The sequence below is a fragment of the Bradyrhizobium ottawaense genome (assembly GCF_002278135.3).
Taxonomy (GTDB): Bacteria; Pseudomonadota; Alphaproteobacteria; order Rhizobiales; family Xanthobacteraceae; genus Bradyrhizobium; species Bradyrhizobium ottawaense.
On record NZ_CP029425.2, the window covers coordinates 1 to 23,139 of the forward strand.

Consider the following 23,139-nt stretch of genomic DNA (forward strand, 5'->3'; position numbering starts at 1 on the left):
ATGACAATGGAACAGGATCGCTGGTCACGCGTGAAGGGTCGGCTGCGCTCGACCGTCGGCGAAGACGTTTACACGAGCTGGTTTGCGCGCATGGATCTGGAAGGCGTGCAGGACGAGAGCGTGCGCCTCTCGGTGCCGACCCGGTTCCTGAAGAGCTGGATTCAGGCTCATTATGCCGAGCGCGTGTTGTCGTGCTGGCAGGCCGAGATGCCCGAAGTGCATCGCATCGACCTCACGGTGCGTTCGGCCGTGCGCCCGGTGATACAGCCGAAGGAAGCCCCCGCGCCGGTCGAGACGCGACGCACGCCCACACCGGAGCTGCGCTCGACCGCGACCGCGCCGGTGTCGGCCAATCACGATGCGCTCGGCGGCTCGCCGCTCGATCCGCGCCTGACTTTCGCGAGCTTCGTCGTCGGCCGTTCCAACACGCTGGCGCATGCAGCCGCGCGTCAGGTCGCCGAAGGTCGCCGCGGCGACCCCGTGATGTTCAACCCGCTCTACATCCATGCCGGCGTCGGCCTCGGCAAGACGCATCTGCTCCAAGCGGTGACCTGGGCCGGCAATTCCGGTAACGAGCGCAAGGTGCTGTACCTGACGGCAGAGAAATTCATGTACGGCTTCGTCGCCGCGCTGAAGACGCAGACGGCGCTGGCCTTCAAGGAAGCGCTACGCGGCATCGACGTGCTGGTGATCGACGATCTGCAGTTCCTGCAGGGCAAGTCGACCCAGGCCGAGTTCTGTCACACGCTGAACGCGCTGATCGATGCCGGCCGCCAGGTCGTGATCGCCGCCGACCGGCCGCCGTCCGATCTCGAAAGCCTCGATGACCGCGTCCGCTCGCGGCTCGCCGGCGGCCTCGTGGTCGAGATGGGCTCGCTCGGCGAAGAGCTGCGTCACGGCATCCTCAAGTCGCGCGTCGCCGCGGCCCGCGCCCATCATGCGACCTTCGAGGTACCGGAGGAGGTGCTGCATTATCTGGCGCGCACCATCACCCATAACGGCCGCGACCTCGAAGGCGCGATCAACCGCCTGCTGGCGCACTCGAAGCTCAACAACCGGCCGGTGACGCTGGAGATGGCGGAGCACGAGGTGCGCGACCTGGTCCGGCCGCAGGAGCCCAAGCGGATCAAGATCGAGGACATCCAGCGCGTGGTGGCGCGGCAGTATAATGTCAGCCGCTCCGACCTGCTCTCCTCGCGCCGCACCGCCAACGTGGTGCGCCCGCGCCAGGTGGCGATGTATCTCGCCAAGACGCTGACCCTGCGCTCACTCCCCGAGATCGGCCGCCGCTTCGGCGGGCGCGACCACACCACGGTGCTGCACGCCGTGCGCAAGATCGAGGCCCTGGTCTCCAAGGACACCGCGCTGTCCGAGGAAGTGGAGTCGCTGAAGCGCCAGCTTCAGGAATAAACGCCTAAGGCACTCCTGCCATTCTCCCGCCGCCCCGGCCATGCCTGGGCGGCGGTTTTCATTTGGGCGGTAAATCGTGGGAATCGTGCGGAACTGGCCCCCGATCCCTTGAATCCGGGGGCCATCCGAGCCACCTTGCGCGACCCTGGCGGCTTTGGTCATATCGGTTGGATGGCCCTGACCTGCCGGGGTCATCGGTGCCGCGGCGGGGCTTTTCGACCGCCCGGCGTCTTCATTTTGGGGATCGGGCGAGTAGTGCAATGAAGGTTACGGTCGAACGCGCGCAACTCCTGAAGTCACTGGGCCACGTCCACCGCGTGGTCGAGCGCCGCAACACGATTCCGATCCTCGGCAACGTGCTGGTCCGGGCCGAAAACGCCAAATTGTCGCTGAAGGCGACCGACCTCGATCTCGAGGTGACGGAGACGCTGCCGGCGGAAACCGCGACCGCGGGCTCCACCACCGTGCCAGCGCACATGTTCTACGACATCGTGCGCAAGCTGCCCGACGGCTCGCAGATCGTGCTGGAAGCCGACGGCGACCGCGCGGTGCTGGCGATCCGCGCCGGCCGCTCGCGCTTCACGCTGCAGACCCTGCCGGAGAATGATTTCCCGGATCTGGCCGCCGGCGACATGTCGCACTCCTTCTCGCTCGCCGCCAAGGACGTCAAGCGGCTGATCGACCGCACCCAGTTCGCGATCTCCACCGAGGAGACCCGCTATTATCTCAACGGCATCTACCTGCACGCCGCCGGCACGCCCAAGGCCGCTACCTTACGCGGCGTCGCCACCGATGGCCACCGCCTCGCCCAGCTCGATTTGGTGCAGCCGAAGGGCGCCGAGGGCATGCCCGGCGTGATCGTGCCGCGCAAGACCGTCGGCGAGGTGCAGCGCCTGATCGAGGATACCGACGCCGAGATGACGATCGAGCTGTCGCAGGCAAAAATCCGCTTTACGATCGGGAACGTCGTGCTGACCTCGAAACTGATCGACGGCACCTTCCCCGACTACGGCCGCGTCATCCCGCAGGGCAACGACAAAGAGCTCGTCGTCGACAAGAAGGACTTTGAGAACGCGGTCGACCGCGTCTCGACGATCTCCAGCGAGCGCGGCCGGGCGGTGAAGCTGTCGCTGTCGCCGGGCAAGCTGGTGCTGTCGGTGACCAATCCGGATTCCGGCAGCGCGACCGAAGAGCTCGAGGTCGAATACGCCTCCGACGCCCTCGATATCGGCTTCAACTCCCGCTATTTGCTCGACATCGCAGCCCAGATCGAAGGCGACGTCGCAACGCTCAGGCTTGCCGATCCGGGCTCGCCCACCCTGGTCCAAGACCGCGACGACAAAAGCGCATTGTACGTGCTGATGCCGATGCGGGTGTGAGGGACGTGCTCCTCCTCTCGGGATACCTTGTACGCGGAGACAACCCCTCGCCCGGATTCGCTGCGCGAAGCCACCCTCTCCCACAAGGGGAGAGGGTGAAGCTACAGCCTTCCCTGTCGCCACAAGCGCGACGCACATTGTTGTGCCCTCTCCCCTTGTGGGAGAGGGCATCTCCGCTGGCGGATACACACTCAGTCGGGTGAGGGGTTCGTGCCGCAGGAGCCATCCCATCGGCCAGTCGCCAAGCGTCTCCGCCAATTCGCGAAGAACATGCGGCACGAACCAACCGATGCTGAAACCGCAATGTGGCGCTTGCTGAGGGATCGTCGGCTCTCCACTTTCAAGTTTCGCCGACAGGTACCGTTCAAAAACTACATTCTCGATTTCGTCTGCTTCGAGAAGCGCCTCGTGATCGAGATCGACGGAAGCCAACACTCGGAATCGCAGCGAGACGCGACGCGTGAGGCGACGCTTGCTGCCGAAGGGTTTTGGACATTGCGCTACTGGAACAACGACGTGCTACAGCAGCCCGCTTCTGTATTGGAGGATATCCTTGCAAAGCTTGCCGGGCGGTAAGATACCCCTCACCCGTCGCCTCACTGCGTGAGGCGCCACCCTCTCCCACAAGGGGGGGAAGAATCGCGCCAGAACGAATAACTGATGACCCCCTCCCGCATTCATCGCCTGACGCTGACGCATTTTCGCAATTATCGGGCGGCGGGGCTCGAGACGGCGGCTGACATGGTGGCGCTGGTCGGGCCGAACGGGGCGGGCAAGACCAATTGCATCGAGGCGATCTCGTTTCTGTCGCCGGGCCGGGGCTTGCGGCGGGCGACGCTGGAAGACGTCGCCGACAACCAGGGCGACGGATCCTGGGCCGTCTCCGCGCAGGTCGAGGGCGCGCTGGGGCTGGCCACGCTCGGCACTGGCATTGATGCACCGCGCTCTGACGCCGCCGTAAGCCGGCGCTGCCGCATCGACCGCGAGCCGGTGGGGTCCGCGACGGCCTTCGGCGACCATATCCGCATGGTGTGGCTGACGCCGGCCATGGACGGGCTGTTCATGGGCGCAGGCTCGGAACGGCGGCGCTTCTTCGACCGCCTGGTGCTGGCGATCGACAACGAGCATTCCAGCCGCATCAACGCGCTGGAACGGTCGCTGCGCTCGCGCAACCGCCTGCTCGAAACTCGCAATTACGACGACCATTGGTGCGACGCGATCGAGCGCGAAACCGCGGAGCTTGCGGTCGCGGTCGCGGCAACGCGCGGCCAGACCGCGGCAAGGCTCACCGGCATGCTGAATGCACGCGCGCAGGCCTCCGCCTTTCCCTCGGCGCAGATCGCGCTCGACGGCTGGATGGAGAACGCGCTGCTGACCGAGACGGCGACGTCGGTCGAGGACCGCTACCGCCAGATCCTGCGCGACAACCGGCCGCGCGATGCCATCGCCGGCCGCACCACCGACGGCCCGCATCTCACCGATCTGCAGGTGATCTATGCGCCGAAAAGCATGCCCGCGCGTGATGCGTCCACGGGCGAGCAGAAGGCGCTGCTGATCGGCCTCGTGCTCGCGCATGCGAGTCTGGTCGCCGAGATGACCGGCATCGTGCCGCTGCTGCTGCTCGATGAGGTCGTCGCCCATCTCGATCCGAACCGCCGCGCCGCGCTGTTCGACGAGCTGCGCAAACTCGGCGCGCAGGTGTGGCTGACCGGCGCGGATCCGGCCGCCTTCGCCGAGATCGGCGCTGGAGGCGAAGTCTTCGACGTCGAGAGCGGACAGGTCTCGTCGCGACGCTAGGCCTCCGGGTTGAACCCGCTCTGTTCCATCAGCGACTAGCTGTCTGAAGCGGCGCCGACGGTGCCGCCGTTGTGCAATCGCGCGGTATTTCCCACACGCGCGATGCTTGGAGCGTAGGCATGACGACGGTAAGGCACGGGGCAAGAGCTCCTGCGCGATGGCAACTTCTTGCGTGCGGCCTCGCTCTGTTCGCGAGCTGCCTGCTCGCCGCAAGCGCCGGCGCCTGGGTATCGAATTTGTCGCCACTGTTCTCAGTCGCGCTCGCGCCGGATCCCGATGCGCGGCTGCCCGCGCCGACCCGCTACCTCTATCGAGGCACCCACACCACGGTGATGCCCGGCGTCGAAGCCCCGCTCCGCACCAGGCTCGAAACCACCGTGCCCGCAGAGCTCGGCGACGTCCTCAGCTTCTATCGCACGGAGCTCGGAAAGCTTGGCTGGCAGGAACAGCCTGATGGCGCGGTGATCGCAACCGATCACGCCCAGCTCGCTTTCGCCTCCCCGCTGGGGCCGGCCGCACTCCAGCTCGCCCGCAAGGACAGCAGCACCTCGATCCATCTCGTGCAGAAGAACGCCGATGCGGCGATTCGGGCCAATATCATGCCCGAACCCGGCCAGGCCAAGCTGGTGTTCAGCAATATCAGCGGGAGGGACGCGGCGCTCACGATCAACGCACGAACCGTCAAACGCGCCGCCGGCGCCAATGCCGTGTCGCTGGATCTGGCGCCCGGCAAGTATTCCTACGAACTGACCGTACCGGACCATTCAGCCACCACGAACGTCCTCACCCTTACCGCCGGCGATACCTGGGAGCTCACGATCGGGCGCGACGGCGACGCCTGGCCGCCGCTCCAGCTGTATTGAGCCATGCCTGCCTGATCAGGCCCGTGACGCCGCTCGTACGCCGTCCGTTGAACCTCTCCGGTTCCCATCGCGACTTCTCGTCTGAGGCCGCGCGCCGAGGTGTCGCAGTCTGCCCATGCGCAGGGCGACGGCCCGCGCAACACCCAGGAGTTTGACGATGCCGATGATCCCGCTTGGGGCGCAAGTCCCGGCAAGATGGCTGCTGCTTGCCTGCGGCGTTCTCGCGATGGCGAGCACGTCGTATCCCGCGGACGCGGCAGACGAAAGCTTCGTCGACGTCCATACGCTGCCGCGGCTGGACGGCGCGGTGGAGGATACTTCGCACCCCGACACCTATCGCGTCATCTACACTGTGCCGACCGCGCTTGCCGCCACGTCGGACGCCACGAAGAAGCTGCTGAGGGCCGACGGCTGGGTGCCCTATGTGTATCCGCTGGACGAGAAGAGTGCCGCGCTGACCTTCAAGAAGGGTCGGCTGGGGCTGCGCGTCTCCTTCACACAGGCGCGCGGGCGCTCCGACCAATCCGCCGTGTTCTACACGCCGAACCGGATCTATGCGAACGTGCCGTTCCCGGACGGCGCGACCGATCTCGCGTTCGACGAGACCCGACCCTATCTCGGCTGCATCGCGCCCGGCGCGTTCGATGCGACCTCGGAGTTCTTTGCGAAGGAAATGGCGGCGATCGGCTGGCGCAAGCTCACGCCTGAAACGTCCTCGCGCTGGCCGAACGCCGATCTTGACGGGACCGTCCCGAACGGCGTGCGCGTCTTTTACGATCACCCCGATCGCGACGCGACGCACATCTACCAGAAGCCAGTGATGCTGACCCTGACACGACGCGACGACGGCCGCACCAATGTCGACATCCGGGTGGCGCCGTTCGCGCTGCCCCAGGAGCTCGAGGCCGACGATGACATGGCCGGCCTGCCGCGGCCGAAGCTGACCAAATCTGCAAGGGGTCTTGGCAGCGCGAGCTCCAACAAGCGCGAGATGTCGGCCGCCGCGATGGCCGAGCTGCCCGCCGTGCTCGCCTTCTATCACCGCGAGCTCGCCGCGCGCGGCTGGCGGGAAGACGGCAACGCGCCGCTCGCGCCCGGCGACGAGATCGCGATCAATGTCTCATCGGCGGAGGAAACCGGCGTGCTGCGGCTCGGCCGCAAATATGATTTCACGATGATCAGTCTGACCGCGCAGGTGAAGGACTCCGCACTTGCGGCCCGCGCCAAGGCGAAGAAGGAGGCGGACGCAAGGTTCCTCGGCGATGCTTTGGGGGCGGCTCAGCAGCTCATTGCCGCCGATGAGGCCAGGCGCAAGACGCAGGCGGCCGCCCTGTCGGATACGCCGCTGAATGCGCTCGCCGACAGCAAGACGCCGGTGCCGCTGCCCGAGACCGCCGAGGGCGTGAAGTTCGAAGGCAATGACGGCCATCTCGAATTCTCCTCCACCTCGAGCGTCAAGGCGCTCACCGCGTTCTATCGCGCGTCACTCAAGCCCGCCGGCTGGAAAGAGCAACCCTCCGTCATCAACCAGCCCAACATGGCGATGATGGAATTCTCCAAGAGCGGCAAGTCGATCTCTATGACCGTGATGCAGATGGGCCCGAAGGTGAATGTCCGCGCCGACGGATCGGGGCTGGTGATGGCCGCCGCGAAGCCGACGGCCGCCGCCGAAGTGCAGGCCAAATCCTCCGAGCCGCTCAAGCCCGACCCTGAATCCCAGCTCCCCGTGCCGACGCAGCGGTCGTCGACCTCGCTCGCCACCACCAAAATGCCGGGAAGCGAGATGCCGTTCCGCCGCGAGCTGGCAGCCAGCATCGCGGCCCCGCTCGGCGATGTCCTGGCCTTCTACCGGGCCGAGCTTTCCAAGCTCGGCTGGCAGGAAAAGGCCGACGGCGCGACCGTGTCCGCCGAACGCGCACAGATCGACTTCACCTCGCCGCAAGGCCCGGCCGTGCTCAAGCTCGGCCGCGCCAAAGGCGAGACCACGGTCAGCCTGGCGCAGAAGAATCCGGATGCCGCTGTGAAGGCCGACATCATGCCGAAGCCCGGCCAGGCCAGGCTGATGCTCGGCAATATCGGGACGAAGGAAGCCTCGCTGACAATCAACAAGCAGACGGTGAAGATCGCGGCCGGCGCCGGCGGTCCGCAATCGCCGAAAGGCCCGATGCTCGACCTGCTGCCGGGCACCTACCAGTACGCCCTGCGCATGCCCGGGCGCCCGGCCCACACCGAGACCCTCACCGTCGCCGCCGGCGACGCCTGGGGCCTCCTGGTGGGGCCGAGCGGCGACGTGCTGCCGCTGCAGATGTACTGATCTACCGGGCCCCTGATGCCGGGAACGAACATGACGACAATAAAGCCTGTGATGAGAGGTCCGGCACGCTGGTTGCTGCCGCTGTGCGGTCTCGCCCTCCTCGCGGGCGGCCTGATCGCCGCAAATGCCGGCGGATGGATACCGCATCTATCACCGCACACTTCGGCTGCACTCACGCCGGCGGATCCCGACGCCGACATGCCAGTGCCGAAGCAACACAGCTCCTCCAGCTCCAACACCACCCATGCGACCGGCATCGAAATCCCGCTGCGGGTCGGACTCGAAGCCCATGTGCAGGCCCCGCTCACTGCTGTGCTCGCCTTCTACCGCACGGAGCTCGCAAAGCGCGGCTGGGAGGAAAAGCCTGACGGCACTGTGGTTGCCGCCGATCACGCTAAGCTCGCCTTCGTCTCCCCGAAGGGCCCGGCAACATTGAAACTTGGCCGTGCGAAGGACGAGACCATTGTCGAGCTGGTGCAGCGGAATACGGAGGCCGTGGCCAAGGCCAATTTCCTGCCGATGCCAGGACGAGCGCTGCTGATCTTCGGCTATCTTGCGCCCGGCGTGGCTTCGCTCGCGATCAACGATCAGACCATCAAGATCGCGGGCGGCGAAAATCACCCACAAACGCTGGATCTGCCGCCCGGCACGTATTCCTACCAGCTGGTCGTGTCGGGCCATACGTTGCGCACCGATACCATCACCGTGGCCGCAGGCGAGACCTGGTCCCTCCAGTTGGGTGACGACGACAGGAAGCCGGATCAGATCTACTGACCCCACAGACCTGTTCCCGGGCGCCACAGCACGTCGGAACAGGTCGCTGCGACCCCGCAAAATCCACGCCTTTGAAGGCTAAAAAGGGGGTCTCGAATCGGGCTTTTCGCGAGCCCCAGAATCGGCCTTCGAACACCTTGAAAACCGGCCCAAAAACCCCATTTAGTCAAAGGGTTGCCGGAAGATACTTTGCGCTAGGCGCAATCTCTCTTTCATGGCACAAATAGCTCGCAAATCAGCGCCTTTTGCGCGGCTGATTCGGGCGACATCTCGAAGGCCTCTCATGACAGAACCTGCTCGGCAGACACCTGCCGAAAACGAGCCCTCCAATCCGAGCGATTACGGCGCGGAATCGATCCGCGTGCTCAAGGGTCTCGATGCCGTTCGCAAGCGCCCGGGCATGTATATCGGCGACACCGACGACGGCTCGGGCCTGCACCACATGGTCTACGAAGTCGTCGACAACGCGATCGACGAAGCGCTGGCGGGCCACGCCACGCGCGTCGACGTCGTGCTCAATGCCGACAATTCCGTCACCGTGCGCGACGACGGCCGCGGCATTCCCGTCGACATCCACAAGGGCGAAGGAATCTCGGCGGCCGAGGTCATCATGACCCAGCTGCACGCCGGCGGAAAGTTCGACCAGAACTCCTACAAGGTCTCCGGCGGCCTGCACGGTGTCGGCGTCTCCGTCGTCAACGCGCTGTCGAGCAAGCTTGGCTTGCGAATCTGGCGCGACAACAAGGAGCACTACATCGAGTTCGCCCATGGCGATGCCGTCGCACCGCTGGTGGTGGTCGGCGACGCGCCGGGCAAACGCGGCACCGAAGTGACGTTCCTCGCTTCGGGCGAGACCTTCAAGAACATCGAATATGATTTCGCCACGCTCGAGCATCGGCTGCGCGAGCTCGCCTTTCTCAATTCCGGCGTCAACATCGCCCTCTCCGACATGCGTCACGCAGTGGAGAAGCGCGAGGAGATGCACTATTCCGGCGGCGTCGAGGAATTCGTCAAATATCTCGACCGCAACAAGAAGGCGATCGTGCCTGCGCCGATCATGGTGCGCGCGGAAGCCAACGGCATTGGCGTCGAGGCGGCCTTGTGGTGGAACGACAGCTACCACGAGAACGTGCTGTGCTTCACCAACAACATCCCGCAGCGGGACGGCGGCACCCATCTCGCCGGCTTCCGCGGCGCGCTGACGCGCCAGGTCAACGGCTATGCCGAGGCCAATGCGAAAAAGGAAAAGATCGCGCTGACCGGCGACGATTGCCGCGAAGGCCTCACCGCCGTGCTGTCGGTGAAGGTGCCCGATCCGAAATTTTCGTCGCAGACCAAGGACAAGCTGGTGTCCTCGGAAGTGCGCCCCGTGGTCGAGAACGTGCTCAACGAGGCGCTCCAGGCCTGGTTCGAGGAGCATCCGAGCGAAGCCAAGATGATCGTCGGCAAGGTGATCCAGGCCGCCGCCGCGCGTGAGGCTGCGCGAAAGGCGCGCGAATTGACGCGCAAGAGCCCGCTCTCGGTCTCCTCGCTGCCCGGCAAGCTCGCCGACTGCCAGGAGAAGGATCCGGCCAAATCCGAACTCTTCATCGTCGAGGGTGACTCGGCAGGCGGCAGCGCCAAGCAGGGCCGCAACCGCGAATTCCAGGCGGTGCTGCCGCTGCGCGGCAAGATCCTCAACGTCGAACGCGTACGCCCCGACAAGATGCTGTCGTCGGAACAGATCGGCACGCTGATCACCGCGCTCGGCACCGGCATCAGCGACGAGTTCTCGATCGAGAAGCTGCGCTATCACAAGATCATCGTGATGACGGACGCCGACGTCGACGGCGCCCACATCCGCACGCTGCTGCTGACCTTCTTCTACCGGCAGATGCGCGACATCATCGACGGCGGCTATCTCTATATCGCCCAGCCGCCGCTCTATAAGGTCTCACGCGGCAAGTCCGAGCAGTATCTGAAGGACGAGAGGGCGCTGGAGGACTATCTGATCGACGCCGGCCTCGACGACTGCGTGTACATCCCCGGCACCGGCGGCGACCGGTCCGGCCGCGATCTGCGCGCGCTGGTCGACGACGCCCGCGTGGTCCGCAGCATCCTGCGCAATCTGCACAGCCGCTATAACCGCAAGGTGATCGAGCAGGCCGCCATCACCGGCGTGCTGAACAAGTCGATCTACGGCAATCCCGAGAACGCTGCGGCCGCCGCACAATACATCGCGAGCCGGCTGGACAATCAGGCCGAAGAGGTCGAGCGCGGCTGGATCGGGCAATATGTGGAAGGCCAGGGCTTCCAGTTCGAGCGCACCGTGCGCGGCGTCAAGGAAGCCGCTGTGATCGACGATGCGTTCCTGGGGTCGGCCGAAGCCCGCAAGCTCGACGAGTACACAACGAAGCTACAGGACGTCTACGCCCGCTCCGGCAAGCTGCGGCGCAAGGATACCGAGCACATGGTCCATGGCCCGGTCGACCTGTTCGAGGCGGTGACCGAGGCCGGCCGCAAGGGCATCTCACTGCAGCGCTACAAAGGTCTCGGCGAGATGAACCCGGAGCAGCTCTGGGAGACGACGCTCGACACCGACGTGCGCTCGCTACTGCAGGTGAAGGTCAAGGAGGTCGACGAGGCCGACGACATCTTCACCAAGCTGATGGGCGACGTGGTCGAGCCGCGCCGCGACTTCATCCAGGAACATTCGCTGAGCGCGACGATCGACATCTGAGGGCTCGCTGCTTCCACAGCGTCGTGGCCGGGCTTGTCCCGGCCATCCACGTCTTACCCCGCCAAAGAATGTGGATGCCCCGGACAAGCCCGGGCATGACGGCTAGACTAATCCCAGCACCCTGAACCTCACCACCCGCCGTCGCGACGAAGTGGCATGATCCCGTTGGCCGGTTCCGGCCGGGAAGTGTCGTGCCATGACCGCCTCTGCAACAACCAGTTCCGCCCTCCCCTCCCGCCGCCTCGGGGTGATCGGCAGCATCATCGGCGTGCTGGCGCTGATCGCGGCCGTATTGCCGCATTGGGTCATACCTGCGATTTACCCGCCACCGCCGGCGGACAAGGTGATTGTCGACACCGGCCATCGCCTGAAGGATCGCCTGATCGCGCGCGTCAAGGGCGTCGAGTACCAGGCCCCGCCGCGGGAGAAGTCGACCGGGAGCCAATTGAGGGAGGCGTCCTCGATCGCGGCGATCTCACTCGGTCTGCTTGCCATCCTGCTCTCGGTCCTCGCCCTCGTGTTTCGCGAAGAGAGGCTCCTGGCAGGCGTCGCGGCCGCACTTGGGGCCGGCGCCATTGCCGTCGAAATCTCCTTCCTGGCGATGGGCGTGCTGATGCTGATCGTCATCCTTTATGTGGTGGCCAATATCATCGGCTTGTTCTAAACGCCGGATACGGCGGGCCCATTCAGGCCAACGCGCGGCCTTCCGCCGCGACAAGTGCAGAATTGCTACCCTGCTCAATTCTCGGTAGTTTCCGCTCCCGAAGCAGCCCGCCCCAACGCAACAGGACGGAGAAAACCGACGTGGCGCCCATCCAATATATCGTCGAGGGCGGTCACCGGCTCTCGGGCTCGATCGAGCCATCCGGCAACAAGAATTCAGCGCTGCCGATCATCGCCGCCGCCCTGCTCACCGAGCATCCGGTGACGCTGGAGAACGTGCCGCGGATCCGCGACACCGAGACGCTGGTCGAACTGATCCGCTCGGTCGGCGCGGCGGCGGAATGGACCGGGCGCAACACGCTTCACATCCATGCCAAGAGCATCCGCGCCGCCGATCTCGACCCTGAGCTCTGCGTGCGCATCCGCGCCTCGATCCTGCTCGCCGGCCCCCTGCTCGCGCGCTGCGGCGAGGTGATGCTGCCGCCGCCCGGCGGCGACGTCATCGGCCGCCGCCGGCTGGACACCCATGTGCTGGCGCTGGAGCAGTTGGGCGCCAAGGTCACCGCGACCGACCGGCTCGAATTCCGCGCGCCCAAGCTTGCCGGCGCGGACGTGTTCCTGGACGAGCCGAGCGTCACCGCGACGGAGAACGCGCTGGTGGCGGCGGTCGCCGCCGACGGCGTCACCCATTTGCGCAACGCGGCCTCCGAGCCCCATGTGCAGGACCTCGCCAATTTCCTGGTCGCGCTTGGCGCGAAGATCGAGGGCATCGGCACCAACACCATGATCATTCATGGGCCGGCAACGCTGGGAGAAGCGACCTATCGGATCCAGCCCGACCATATCGAGGTCGGCTCGCTGATCGGGCTTGCCGCCGTGACGCGCTCGCCGCTTCGCATCACGCGCGCCGGCGTCGAGCATCTGCGCTCGATCCGCATGGGTTTCGAGCGGCTCGGCATCGTCTGCCGGGTCGAGGGCGACGACCTGATCGTGCCGTCGAACCAGACACTGAAGATCCAGGACGATTTCGGCGGCCACGTGCCGAAGCTGGAGGACCAGCCCTGGCCGGCCTTTCCGGCCGACCTGATGTCGATCGCGATCGTCACCGCCACGCAATGCGAGGGCGTGATCCTGATGTTCGAGAAGATGTTCGAATCCAGGATGTTCTTCGTCGACAAGCTGATCGCGATGGGCGCGCGCATCGTGCTGTGCGACCCGCACCGCGCCATCATCGCAGGGCCCAGCCGCCTGCACGGCGCGACCATGACCTCACCCGACATCCGCGCCGGCATGGCGATGCTGCTGGCCGCCGTGTGCGCCCAGGGCACCTCTACCATCAACAACGCCGACCAGATCGAGCGCGGCTACGAGCGCATCGAGGAACGGCTGAACGCGCTGGGCGCAAAGATCAAGCGCGTGCCGGAGCGGAAGGGCTGAGGTTGCTTTCTTCCTTCTGCCTTGTGGCAGAAGGTGATGCGAAGCGCCCAGTATCGTAGGGTGGGCAAAGCGAAGCGTGCCCACGGCTTCCGTTGCAATATTTGATAGGTCGTGGGCACGGCGCTAATGCGCCTTTGCCCACCCTACGATTCCGAGCTAGCGGATAGAGCCCCTCACTCATCTCGCTCACGGGCCATGTTTTCGTCGCGCGGCCGTGCTAATGAGCCGCCATGCTCGACACCGTCCAACATCATTCGCAGCCGCAAGCCGGCGTGCCGCAGAACCATCTCGCCGAAGAGTTCGTCGAGACGCTGCGGCTGGCCGTGCCGATGATGCTGACGCAGCTCGGGCAGATCGCGATGATCACGACCGATCTCGCGCTGATCGGGCGGCTTGGCGAGGATGCGGTGGCCGCGGCGGCGCTGGCGCACACCGTCTATTTCGTTAGCTTCACCTTCGGGCTCGGATTGATGGCTGCGGTGTCGCCGCTGGCGGCGCAGGCGTTTGGCGCCGGAGATGTCAGGCTGATCCGCCGCTCCTTGCGCGTCGGCCTGTGGGTCGCGCTGCTGATCTCGCTGCCGATGATGGCCTCGCCGCTCTATGGCGAGCGGATCCTGCTCGCGCTCGGACAGGCGCCGCAGTCGGCCGCGCTGGCCCAGCGCTATCTCAACGGCCTGGCCTGGGGCATCGCGCCGGCGCTCGGCTTCATCGCGTTGCGCAGCATGATGAGCGCGGTGAACCGGCCGCAGCCGCCGCTCTGGATCACGCTCGCGGCGATCCCGGTCAATGCCGCGCTGGTCTATGCGCTGATCCACGGCCTGTTCGGCCTGCCGGAGCTCGGCCTGTTCGGCGCCGGACTTGCGACCACGATCGTCAACCTCGGCACGTTCGTCGCCGTGCTCGCGATCGCAGGGCTGCACAAGCCGTTTTCGGACTACCGCCCGCTTGCCCGCCTGTGGCGGATCGATTGGCCGCTGATGCGTCAGCTGATCGCGATCGGCGCACCGATCTCGTTTTCGCTGCTGCTGGAATATGGCCTGTTCTCCTCGGCAGCGCTGCTGATGGGGTTGATCTCGACCGCCGCGATTGCCGCGCATCAGATCGCGCTGCAGATCACCGCCGTGCTGTTCATGGTGCCGCTCGGCATCGGCATGGCGGCCACCGTGCGGGTCGGCCACGCCTTCGGCCGCGGCGAGCCGGCGGCGGTGAAGCGCGCCGGGCTCGTCGCCGCCTTGCTCGGCATGGCGTTGGTCTCCGCCCTGACGATCGCCATCATCCTCGGCCGCTACCAGTTGGGCCGGCTGTTCTTCGGCAGCGGTGAGGCGAGCGCGGCCACCATCGAGCTGACCGCGACGCTGCTGCTGGTCGGCGCCACCTTCTTCATCGCCGATGGTCTGCAGACCATCATGGGTGGCGCGCTACGCGGCATCAACGATACGAGAATGACACTGCTGTTCGCGGCAATCGGCTATTGGGGAATCGCCTTTCCCATCGCCTGGGTGCTGGCCTTCAACGCGGGGCTCGGCGCGGTCGGTGTCTGGGTCGGATTTTCGCTCGGGACATTCGTCTATGCCGGGCTCTTGATCTTGCGCTTCCGGATGCTGACGCGCAGACTGGCGGGATGAACGGAGCCGTCCGCGAAGTCACGCCTGAGGTCGATGCCAACACGCTGCTGGCAGGCGCGCAATTCGTCGACGCGTTTCGCGTCGAGATCGGCGCAGCGACGGTGAATGCCCGCGAGGCCTGCACCCGGATGGTGCTGCACGGGCCGCGCTGGATCGACGTGCTGCTGCGCCTGCGCAACATTCTTGTGACGCCGTTCGGGCTGAAGACGTCGGGCGAAGGCGCACCGGCGCCGCACGGATTGATCGGCCTCTTTCCGGTGGTCGACGAAACGCCGGAGCGGCTGGTCGCGGGTTTCGACGATTATCATCTCGACTTCCGCATCGTCGTCGACGTAGCCGGCGACGCCGCGGGCCGACAGGTCACATCGACCACGCTGGTGCGGACACACAATCTGCTTGGCCGGACCTACCTCACGCTCATCATGCCCTTCCACAAGCTCGTGGTTCGCAGCATGATGACAGGGATCATGGAGCCGGCGCGATGAACCGTCCGGGCCGACATTGACGAACACCGCCCGCGTTCAGCCCACCGGCCCCGGGGTCCAATTGTCCCCTGCAAGCGGACTAACTCTCACATCGGGAATGACCCCGAGGTCCATGCTTGGATCGAAATGGCGCATCGTCCGCTCATTGAGGTCAATGATGCGGCCAGGTCTCAGTGGCCCCACGTCATTTATCTTGACGATGACCTTCTTGCCCACGGCTTCGACGAGGGCATATTTCGGCCTCGCGCCAAATTGAACCCCGCCGAATTTGCGACGCAAGCTCGTCTTGATGGCAGCCGTCCAGGCAGAGGGATCATAACGCTCGCCGGTGGCTGTCTTCGGACCGCCCTCCTCCTTGCCGGGCTTGAACGGATTGTACGTGGACGCCGCGCCAACGATCGCATCGCCGGAGGCGGCATCGACGACGTCACTTGAGTGATCCCCACGTGTTTCACTTCGAGCAACGGCAACAGAGAAGGCGAGCGCAACCAGGGCGCCGCAAATTGCGACGCTCGAGCGGAATAGCATCATAAGTCCTGTGATTTTTTAGATTGTCCGGTTCCAGAACCGCAAACGTGGTCAAGCGAACGCAGAAGCGTTCATGAACTTGCGCCAATCGTTTTGCGGATTCGAGCCAACCCCTGGCTACGGAACCGTCGTGGGAACCGGAGTGGTCCTCACGTAGTGTTTTAGCTTCACACTGACTAAGACAGAGATTGCGTCAGCAGCATGACCCGATGGAACCTGGCGCGTGCAGCGTCTCAGGCAGCCGATCAGCCAAGCCGCGCGACGTGCGCATTGCTGTCGAAAGCCGACGTTTACGAGGACACGCCGAACTCACTCCGCAACGCGCGCGGTCCTGTCGTCCGAGACCTCCGACCATTCGCCGACGACGCGGTCGAGGTCGCACAGATTCTGATGCATCTGCTCAAGTGAGAAACCGAGTGCGAAGAAGCGCTCGGCAGTGTCGCTGGCATGGCCGCGGATCAGGCCGTCGTGGCGCACGGCGGCAACCGCTTCGGCGTAGTGCTGAAGCGCGACGTGGACCGGATGGATCGGCGGCGCGCCGGCTCCTTCGCGCAAGGCCGCTGCGGCCGACCGCAGGAAGCGCGCGATCACGGTCGAGACTTCCGTCAGGGGTGCTGCGAGCCGCGTCTGCACCTCGATCGGCAACGGCACCACGGTGGCGCGGCCAATCATCACGACGTCATGACGCAATCGCAGGACCGTTCGCAGCAGCGGCCCGGTGTCCGGACCGCTCGACAGCCGCGCCGCGCGCTCGCGCTCGGCTTCAGTGCCGATGGCATTGAGACCAACCATCGCGGTGCCGATCCCGTCCTGGATCCGGTGCAGCGCGTCGTTGTCGCGGCCGCGGGTGAGGCCCGCGAGCAGCTCGGTGAAGGCATCGGCGATCAGCTCGAGCAGGATCGCGGCGCTGGCACGGATCTGCCGTACCGCGCGCGAGGGCAGCACCAGGAACGAGACCAGCAATCCCGTGATGGCGCCGACCGCGACCTCGCTGACACGGTCGATCGCCGACGTCATGGGATCGGAATGATGCATGGTCGGAACCAGGAGCACGATCACGGCGGTCACGGTGGCGGCGCTGAGGCTCGGATTGATCGCGGCGATGAAGGCGAGCGGCGCGACCGACAGCACCAGGAGACCCAGCAGGCCCGCTTCGCTGGAATAAGGAATCAGGATCGCGATGGCGCCGCCATAGATGGCACCGCCGATGGTGCCGAGCATGTAGTCGCGCGTCGCCTTCAGCGAGCGGCCGACGCTCATCTGGGTCACGATCAGTGAGGTCAGCACCGCCCAGAGCGGCAATAGCAGATGCAGCGCGGTGGCGAGCGCATAGGCCGCGGTCGCGGCGACCGTGACCCTGATCGCCAATCCCAGTTGCGTCCGCCGCGACCTGATCCGCTCCCACACCTGTCCTGCGAATGCCATGGTCAGACGTCCCAATCTTCTCAGGCCAAGCAAAAGCATGGCTGATGCCCGCGGCCCCAAGGCCGCTTGAAAGGCCAAATCAGCCCGCCTAACTTGCGCGCCAAAACGAGGAAACACGATGGCCCACGAAACCGCAACGCTCGCCGCCTACGTCTTCAACCTGGAATACCAGGATATTCCGGCCGAGGTGCTGGATCGCGCCAAGGTACTGACGCTGGACTTCCTCGGCAGCGCGATCCGGGCCAGGCGCGAGGCGGAATCGACCCCGTCGATGCTGAAAATGCTGGAGGCGCTGGCGCTCGACACCAAGGGCGAATCCACCGTGTTCGGCGACTCCAAGACCTGGACGCCCGCGATCGCGGCCCTGCTCAACGGCGCGCTCGGCCATTCCCTCGATTTCGACGACACCCACGCCGATTCCTCGCTGCATCCGAGCGCGCCGGTCGTTCCGGCTGCCTTCGCCATCGGCGAGATGGTCGGCGCTTCGGGCCGCGACGTGCTGACCGCGATCGTCGCGGGTTATGAGGTCTGCTGCCGGCTCGGCAACGCGCTCGATCCGACCTCGCATTATGCGCGCGGCTTCCACCCGACCGCGACCGCCGGCACCTATGGTGCGGCCGCGGCGGCCGGAAAACTGTTCGGCCTCTCCGAGCAGCAGCTCATCGCCGCCTTCGGTGTCTCCGGCAGCCAGGCCGCCGGCTCGCTGCAATTCCTGGTCAACGGCGCCTGGAACAAGCGCTACCAGGTCGGCGCCGCCGCGATGAATGGCGTGATCGCCGCGACGCTGGCGCGCAACGATTTCGTCGGCGCGACCGAATCGGTAGAGGGCAAGCACGGCCTGCTCGCCGGCTACACCGACGATGCGCATCCGGACAAGGCGGTCGCCGAGCTCGGCAAGACCTACGAGACCATGAAGATCGGCGTCAAACCGTATCCGAGCTGCCGCTACACCCATGCCGCGATCGACGCGCTGATCGCGATGCGGCGCGAGCACAATCTGACGCCAGACCAGGTCAAGCGCGTCGAGATCGGCCTGCATCGCAATGGCATCACACTGACCGGCGATGCCGCCACCAAGCGCCACCCAACCTCGATCGTCGGCGGCCAGTTCTCGATGTTCTTCACCGGCGCGCTCGCGCTCGACCAGGGTTCGTTCGGCTGGGACGATTATGGCCGCCTTGGCGACGCCGCCATCGACGCGCTCGCCGACAAGTTCGACGTGGTGCAGGACGACCGGCTCGAGATCGGCCGCACCCATCCGTTCGGCGCCCGCGTCAGCATCACGACGGACGATGGCGTGCATGAGCGGCTCTATGCGGATCCGTCCGGCGAGCCGAATTCGTTCCCGGACGCGCAGGCGATGCAGCAGAAATTCCTGACGCTCGCGCGCCCCGTGCTCAACGCGCGCGCGGAAAAATTCGCGGATGCGATCATGACGCTGGAGCGTTTCGACCGTGTGGCCAAGGCGACGGAGCTGGGGCGATAACAGCCGCCTAGTTCGTCCCCGCCAGCTTCCCCTTCTCGCGCGTTGCCGCAATCACATCACGCACGAGATCGAACACGCCATCCGCCCCCAGCGGCCCGTTCGGCGAGCGACCGAGCCGCACGATCACCAACTTCTCCGACGGGATCATGATCGCGTACTGCCCGATCGTGCCCTTGGCGAAGAAGGCATCGCGCGGCCAGCCGTGTGTGATGCGAAACTTTGCACCAATGCTGTCGCCCTGGTTGGTCCAGAAGCCGGCGCCGATGCCGACCCAGGCATGCGGCGTGGCTGACGCGGAGTAATTCACCCAGCCCTCGGGCAGGATACGCTTGCCGCCGGCTATGCCGTCGTTGAGATAGAGCTGGCCGAAGCGCGCCCAGTCGCGCGCGGAGGCCAGCATTTCGCCGGATCCCTCGATCGTGCCTGACGCGTCGAGCTGAAGCGTGACGTTGACCATGCCGAGTGGCGCGAACAATTCGCGGCGTGCGAAGCGGAGCGCATCGGCGGGCTTGCCGCCGGCGGCATCACGCAGCAGATGCGCGAGGATGAGGAAGTTGCCGTCGTGATAATTCCACGCCGTGCCCGGCGCGGTTGCAAGCGGCGCGCGCTCGGCAAAGCTGGCCATATCGTCTTCGGCGTATTTCATGGTGTTGACCGGTTCCAGCGCGGAGCCGAGCGAGGCCTCCAGCGAGCTTCCGAGCGCAATGCCCGCGGTGTGACGCAGCAATTGATCGACGGTGATGGGATGACGCGGATCATCCAGATTTTGCCAGGCGGCGATGGGCGCGGGGCCGCCGAGCTTCAACTTGCCCTGTCGCACCAGAATGCCTGTCAGGGCCGACATCACCGACTTCGTCATGGAGAAACCAAGCAGTTGCGTCTCCGGCCCGATACCCTCGGCATAGCGCTCGGCGATGATGCGGCCGGCCTTCATGACAACGATCGCGCGGGTGCGGCGATAAGGCGGCTGCGTGGGCTCGGCAAAGGCGCGGTCGAGCGCAGCTGCCAGGCCCTCGCTCTGCGGCGGCACGATCCCCGGGCCGGCGATCTCGGGGAGCAGCGCGGGCTGCTGGTCGTCAGGCGGCAACGCGACATCGGCGATCCCCTGCCCGTGCTCGAGCGTGCAACCAAGTCCCTCGCGATAGACGGCATGGCTGCGGCCGATTCCGAACAGGGACACCGTGACATCCTTGCGCGTGCGATCGACCCGAAGATCCATCGCCCAGGTGAGCAGACCCGCGCCCGGCATCGCGTCGGTGGTCTCGGCGAGGTCGCGCATGAGATCGAGGCCGGAGACGAAGGTCTCCGAGCAGAGCGTGTGAGCGATAAAGCCGGTCGCAACCTTCGGCACGTCGCGGGCGCGTGCGGCGCCGAGCGCGAGGCCGGCACAGGCGATGGTGGTGGTGAGGAGAATGATCTTGCGGCGGCGAGTCACGGGCTTTCTCCGGCTTTGGGACGAGTGCGGGAGAGCAGGCCGGATGCAGGCGATACGCGCTCGCCGGATTTGGAAAACGACCTCGTCGAAAGTGATCGAGGCTAGTCGATTTCGGAATTCTCACGTGATTTCAAAGGTCTGAAAATCTAGGCCGCATTCACCTTCAGCCGCCGATATTCCGTCGGCGTCACCCCAGTCACGGCCTTGAAGGCGCGGTTGAACGGACCCAGCGACTGGAAGCCGGCGTCCATCGCGATGGTGATGACGGGAACCTCGGCCTGGGTGGCATCGGCGAGCGCAGCCTTGGCCTCCTCGATCCGGTGATTGTTCAGGAACACATTGAAGTTGCGATAACCGAGCCGCTGGTTGATCAGCCGGCGCAGCCGGTATTCCGGAATTTTCAGCCGGCCCGCCAGCACGCCGATGGTGATATTCTCCTGACGATAGATCCGCTCGCCCGCCATCAGTCGCATCAGGGCGTCGATGAGTTTTTGATCGGCGGATTCATCGGCCGCAGGCTGACTGAAAACAACCGGCGGGGCGGGCGCCACCGCGGCCGGAAACAGATCCGCCCCATCGATGCGCATCATCGCATAGACGATCGCCGCGACGGTGCAGGCGAGCGCGCCGGCATTGACGGTTTCGGCGACATCGCCGACGTGGTGGCCGACGACGGCGATCTGGAGCACCGCGTTCAGCCCGCCATAGAGCGCGGTTGCACAGACGACGAAGACACGAGCGCTGCGGCGGCGCTCGACCAGGTCAGCCGGCCAGGAGGCGATCATCTGCCCGACCGCAAGGGCGATGAAACCGAGCACGATCAGATTGACCACCGTCACCGAGAAGCGCACATGGCCGCTGGGCGCAATCCAGACGCAGCCTGCGAAGCTGAAGGCCGTCACCAGCGCCCAGACCCATCCGTGCCACCAGCGGAGGTGAAACTCGTCGTCGAACAGGGAGCGCGTGAACAGCCAGAACACTACGATGGTGCCAGTCGACAACGCGATCAGCGGTGCATGCCAGAGCGGGACCCGCGACGTGACATCCACCGAATAGCTCACCGCATGCGCGGCCGAGCTGAGCGCGAAGGCGGCACCGAGGCGGGCTGCCAGCACGTTGCGAAAGTCGTGTAGCAGCGACGCCGCCAGCATCAGTAGCAGAGCGACGCTGGCGGCGCGAAAGGCGAGGTCGACGGCGGCAAGGCTCATCAGGTGATGCGATCGGTCGCAGTTGAAGTCGGACGAACATCGTTCGTTGCGTCCGTTTTTTCAAGGACCATCCGCGTTCACAACCGTCATCGCCCGGTTCACGGATCGTAGGGTGAGCAAAGCGAAGCGTGCCCACCACTTCTTCTCGATCGGAGAAAGCCGGTGGGCACGGCGCTTTGCTCCTTTGCCCACCCTTGTATTAGCGCGCCGGATTAGAATGGCCTGGTTCCGTGAGGAATGGCCCAGCCCGGGTGGCCGCCCGAGCTGGGCCGCCGATCGATCGGATCGATGCCCACCGAAGCCTTGAGGGCTGCGTTTTGTAGCAAGATCGCGGTCGGCACTTCATCGGGACCCGCATGGTTGAACGAACTTCAGGTTCGCATCACAAGGGAGGGTCGAGGAAGATGGCCAAACGTAACACGATCTGTGCTGGAATCGATACCAGCAAAGATAAGCTCGACGTGGCGCTCGATGGCAGTTCGGAGGAGCTGCAGGTCAAGAACACGGCGGAAGGCCACCAGGAGCTGGTGGAGTGGCTGAAGCGCCACAAGGTCAAGCGGGTTGGGATCGAGGCAAGCGGTGGTTACGAGCAGGCGGCGGTCGCCGAACTGCGACGCCAGCGGTTTGTCGTCATCGTGTTTCAGCCGATCCAGGTCCGCGCCTATGCCACGTTCCATTTGCAACGGGCCAAGAACGACAAAATGGATGCCGCATTGATTGCGGCCTGCACCGCCGCGGTCAAGAAGATCCATCCCGCTCCAGACCCCCGGCTGCAGCCTTTTGCCGTGCATCTGACGATGATCGACCAGATCAAGGAGGACATCGCAAAGCTCAAGAATCGGCTGGAGAGCTGCCCTGACGAACGTATCCAGAAGTTCTGGAAGGAGCAGATCGCTCTGTTGGCCAAGCACAGACGAGCCGAGTTCAAGGCCCTGGTGGCAGCGATCCGCAAGCATCGCGATCTCGCCGCACGGCTCGATCTGATCTACAGCGTTGGCGGCAGCGGCTTGCCGACCGCGGTTGCCATCTTGATCAGGATGCCCGAGATCGGTCAGATCACCCGCGAGCAAGCCGCAGCCCTCACCGGGCTTGCGCCGTACGATGACGACAGCGGCAAGCATGTCGGCGCCCGCAGGATTGACGGCGGACGCCAGCGCTTGCGTCAGGCGCTCTACACCGCAGCTCTTCCGGCATCCTTCCGCTGGAATCCGCAGCTCATGGCCCTGTACAGCCGGCTGATCGCCGCCGGCAAGGGCCACAAGCGCGCGCTGGTCGCCTGTGCCAGGAAGCTGATCGTCATCATCAACGCCGTCGTCGCCCGCGGAACACCGTGGGTCGCCGAACCGCCCAGAACCGCGAGTGTGTCCGTCACCTGATCTCGTTTCTTTGTTCGATCAGGCGACCGTTTCTTCGTCCCGACCTGCCGTCAAGACGACGCCGCGCGCCGCGGCCGTCAAGGATGGCCGTCGCGCTCGTCTCACCTCACGTCGACTGCCGCCAGGCCACGCCTTGACGGCCGCAAGCACGGCGTCATGCTCGCGGAAATCGGGCGTGCTTTAATGGTTGCTACGGCCTGTCATCGCCGACCGCG

Annotated in this window: 18 protein-coding genes; 14 read left to right on the forward strand and 4 right to left on the reverse strand. The window is 65.4% G+C overall.

Going from position 1 to position 23,139, the window contains the following annotated elements:
• The 12 genes from dnaA to CIT37_RS00060 all read left to right on the forward strand — a co-directional run bounded on the left by dnaA (window position 1) and on the right by CIT37_RS00060 (window position 15,466).
• Window positions 1-1,410 carry a chromosomal replication initiator protein DnaA gene (dnaA, locus tag CIT37_RS00005; protein ID WP_028139548.1) on the forward strand — a complete coding sequence of 470 codons (1,410 nt, stop codon included), beginning with the start codon at window positions 1-3 and terminating at the stop codon, window positions 1,408-1,410.
• A gap of 260 nt (window positions 1,411-1,670) precedes the next feature.
• A complete protein-coding gene (gene dnaN / locus CIT37_RS00010; protein WP_018319464.1) occupies window positions 1,671-2,789 on the forward strand; it encodes a DNA polymerase III subunit beta in 1,119 nt (372 codons plus the stop codon).
• A gap of 210 nt (window positions 2,790-2,999) precedes the next feature.
• Window positions 3,000-3,365 carry an endonuclease domain-containing protein gene (locus tag CIT37_RS00015; RefSeq protein WP_028139547.1) on the forward strand — a complete coding sequence of 122 codons (366 nt, stop codon included), beginning with the start codon at window positions 3,000-3,002 and terminating at the stop codon, window positions 3,363-3,365.
• 84 nt (window positions 3,366-3,449) lie between these two features.
• Window positions 3,450-4,586 carry a DNA replication/repair protein RecF gene (gene recF / locus CIT37_RS00020; RefSeq protein WP_028139546.1) on the forward strand — a complete coding sequence of 379 codons (1,137 nt, stop codon included), beginning with the start codon at window positions 3,450-3,452 and terminating at the stop codon, window positions 4,584-4,586.
• Between the two features lie 119 nt (window positions 4,587-4,705).
• Window positions 4,706-5,449, forward strand: coding sequence for a hypothetical protein (locus CIT37_RS00025; RefSeq protein WP_028139545.1), 744 nt, complete (start codon window positions 4,706-4,708; stop codon window positions 5,447-5,449).
• Between the two features lie 157 nt (window positions 5,450-5,606).
• A complete protein-coding gene (locus tag CIT37_RS00030; RefSeq protein ID WP_095424958.1) occupies window positions 5,607-7,763 on the forward strand; it encodes a hypothetical protein in 2,157 nt (718 codons plus the stop codon).
• 30 nt (window positions 7,764-7,793) lie between these two features.
• A complete protein-coding gene (locus CIT37_RS00035; RefSeq protein WP_038949413.1) occupies window positions 7,794-8,537 on the forward strand; it encodes a hypothetical protein in 744 nt (247 codons plus the stop codon).
• Window positions 8,538-8,820: 283 nt separating this feature from the next.
• Window positions 8,821-11,256: a DNA topoisomerase (ATP-hydrolyzing) subunit B gene (gene gyrB, locus CIT37_RS00040; protein WP_028139542.1), complete on the forward strand. Its 2,436-nt coding sequence runs from the start codon at window positions 8,821-8,823 to the stop codon at window positions 11,254-11,256.
• A 196-nt stretch (window positions 11,257-11,452) separates the two neighbouring features.
• Window positions 11,453-11,920, forward strand: a complete 468-nt coding sequence (gene yidI, locus CIT37_RS00045) for an inner membrane protein YidI (protein ID WP_028139541.1) — start codon at window positions 11,453-11,455, stop codon at window positions 11,918-11,920.
• Window positions 11,921-12,060: 140 nt separating this feature from the next.
• The gene (murA, locus tag CIT37_RS00050; RefSeq protein WP_028139540.1) at window positions 12,061-13,356 is read left to right on the forward strand and encodes a UDP-N-acetylglucosamine 1-carboxyvinyltransferase; all 1,296 of its coding nucleotides are present in this window, start codon (window positions 12,061-12,063) and stop codon (window positions 13,354-13,356) included.
• A gap of 230 nt (window positions 13,357-13,586) precedes the next feature.
• On the forward strand, window positions 13,587-14,981 hold the full coding sequence (locus tag CIT37_RS00055; RefSeq protein ID WP_095424959.1) for an MATE family efflux transporter: 1,395 nt from the start codon (window positions 13,587-13,589) through the stop codon (window positions 14,979-14,981).
• On the forward strand, window positions 14,978-15,466 hold the full coding sequence (locus CIT37_RS00060) for a DUF2867 domain-containing protein (protein ID WP_028139538.1): 489 nt from the start codon (window positions 14,978-14,980) through the stop codon (window positions 15,464-15,466). Before CIT37_RS00055 ends, CIT37_RS00060 begins: the two co-directional genes overlap by 4 nt.
• Window positions 15,467-15,502: 36 nt before the next feature.
• Here the strand turns inward: CIT37_RS00060 and CIT37_RS00065 are convergent, their stop codons facing one another.
• On the reverse strand, window positions 15,503-15,997 hold the full coding sequence (locus CIT37_RS00065) for a septal ring lytic transglycosylase RlpA family protein (protein ID WP_028139537.1): 495 nt from the start codon (window positions 15,995-15,997) through the stop codon (window positions 15,503-15,505).
• A gap of 306 nt (window positions 15,998-16,303) precedes the next feature.
• Window positions 16,304-17,419, reverse strand: coding sequence for an FUSC family protein (locus tag CIT37_RS00070; RefSeq protein WP_028139536.1), 1,116 nt, complete (start codon window positions 17,417-17,419; stop codon window positions 16,304-16,306).
• A gap of 118 nt (window positions 17,420-17,537) precedes the next feature.
• On the opposite strand from CIT37_RS00070, the gene CIT37_RS00075 reads away from it, so the two are divergent.
• Entirely contained in the window at window positions 17,538-18,905 is a 1,368-nt protein-coding gene (locus tag CIT37_RS00075; RefSeq protein WP_028139535.1) for an MmgE/PrpD family protein, read from the forward strand.
• Between the two features lie 7 nt (window positions 18,906-18,912).
• Here CIT37_RS00075 and CIT37_RS00080 read toward each other — a convergent pair whose 3' ends face one another.
• Together CIT37_RS00080 and CIT37_RS00085 are read right to left on the reverse strand one after the other, a co-directional pair.
• Window positions 18,913-20,340 (reverse strand): serine hydrolase domain-containing protein, encoded by a 1,428-nt coding sequence (locus CIT37_RS00080; RefSeq protein ID WP_095424960.1) that lies wholly within the window; start codon window positions 20,338-20,340, stop codon window positions 18,913-18,915.
• Between the two features lie 146 nt (window positions 20,341-20,486).
• Window positions 20,487-21,548: a helix-turn-helix domain-containing protein gene (locus CIT37_RS00085; RefSeq protein WP_038970632.1), complete on the reverse strand. Its 1,062-nt coding sequence runs from the start codon at window positions 21,546-21,548 to the stop codon at window positions 20,487-20,489.
• 404 nt (window positions 21,549-21,952) lie between these two features.
• Here CIT37_RS00085 and CIT37_RS00090 point away from each other — a divergent pair, with 404 nt between their 5' ends.
• The gene (locus CIT37_RS00090; RefSeq protein ID WP_049801720.1) at window positions 21,953-22,924 is read left to right on the forward strand and encodes an IS110 family RNA-guided transposase; all 972 of its coding nucleotides are present in this window, start codon (window positions 21,953-21,955) and stop codon (window positions 22,922-22,924) included.
• Window positions 22,925-23,139 lie beyond the last annotated feature (215 nt).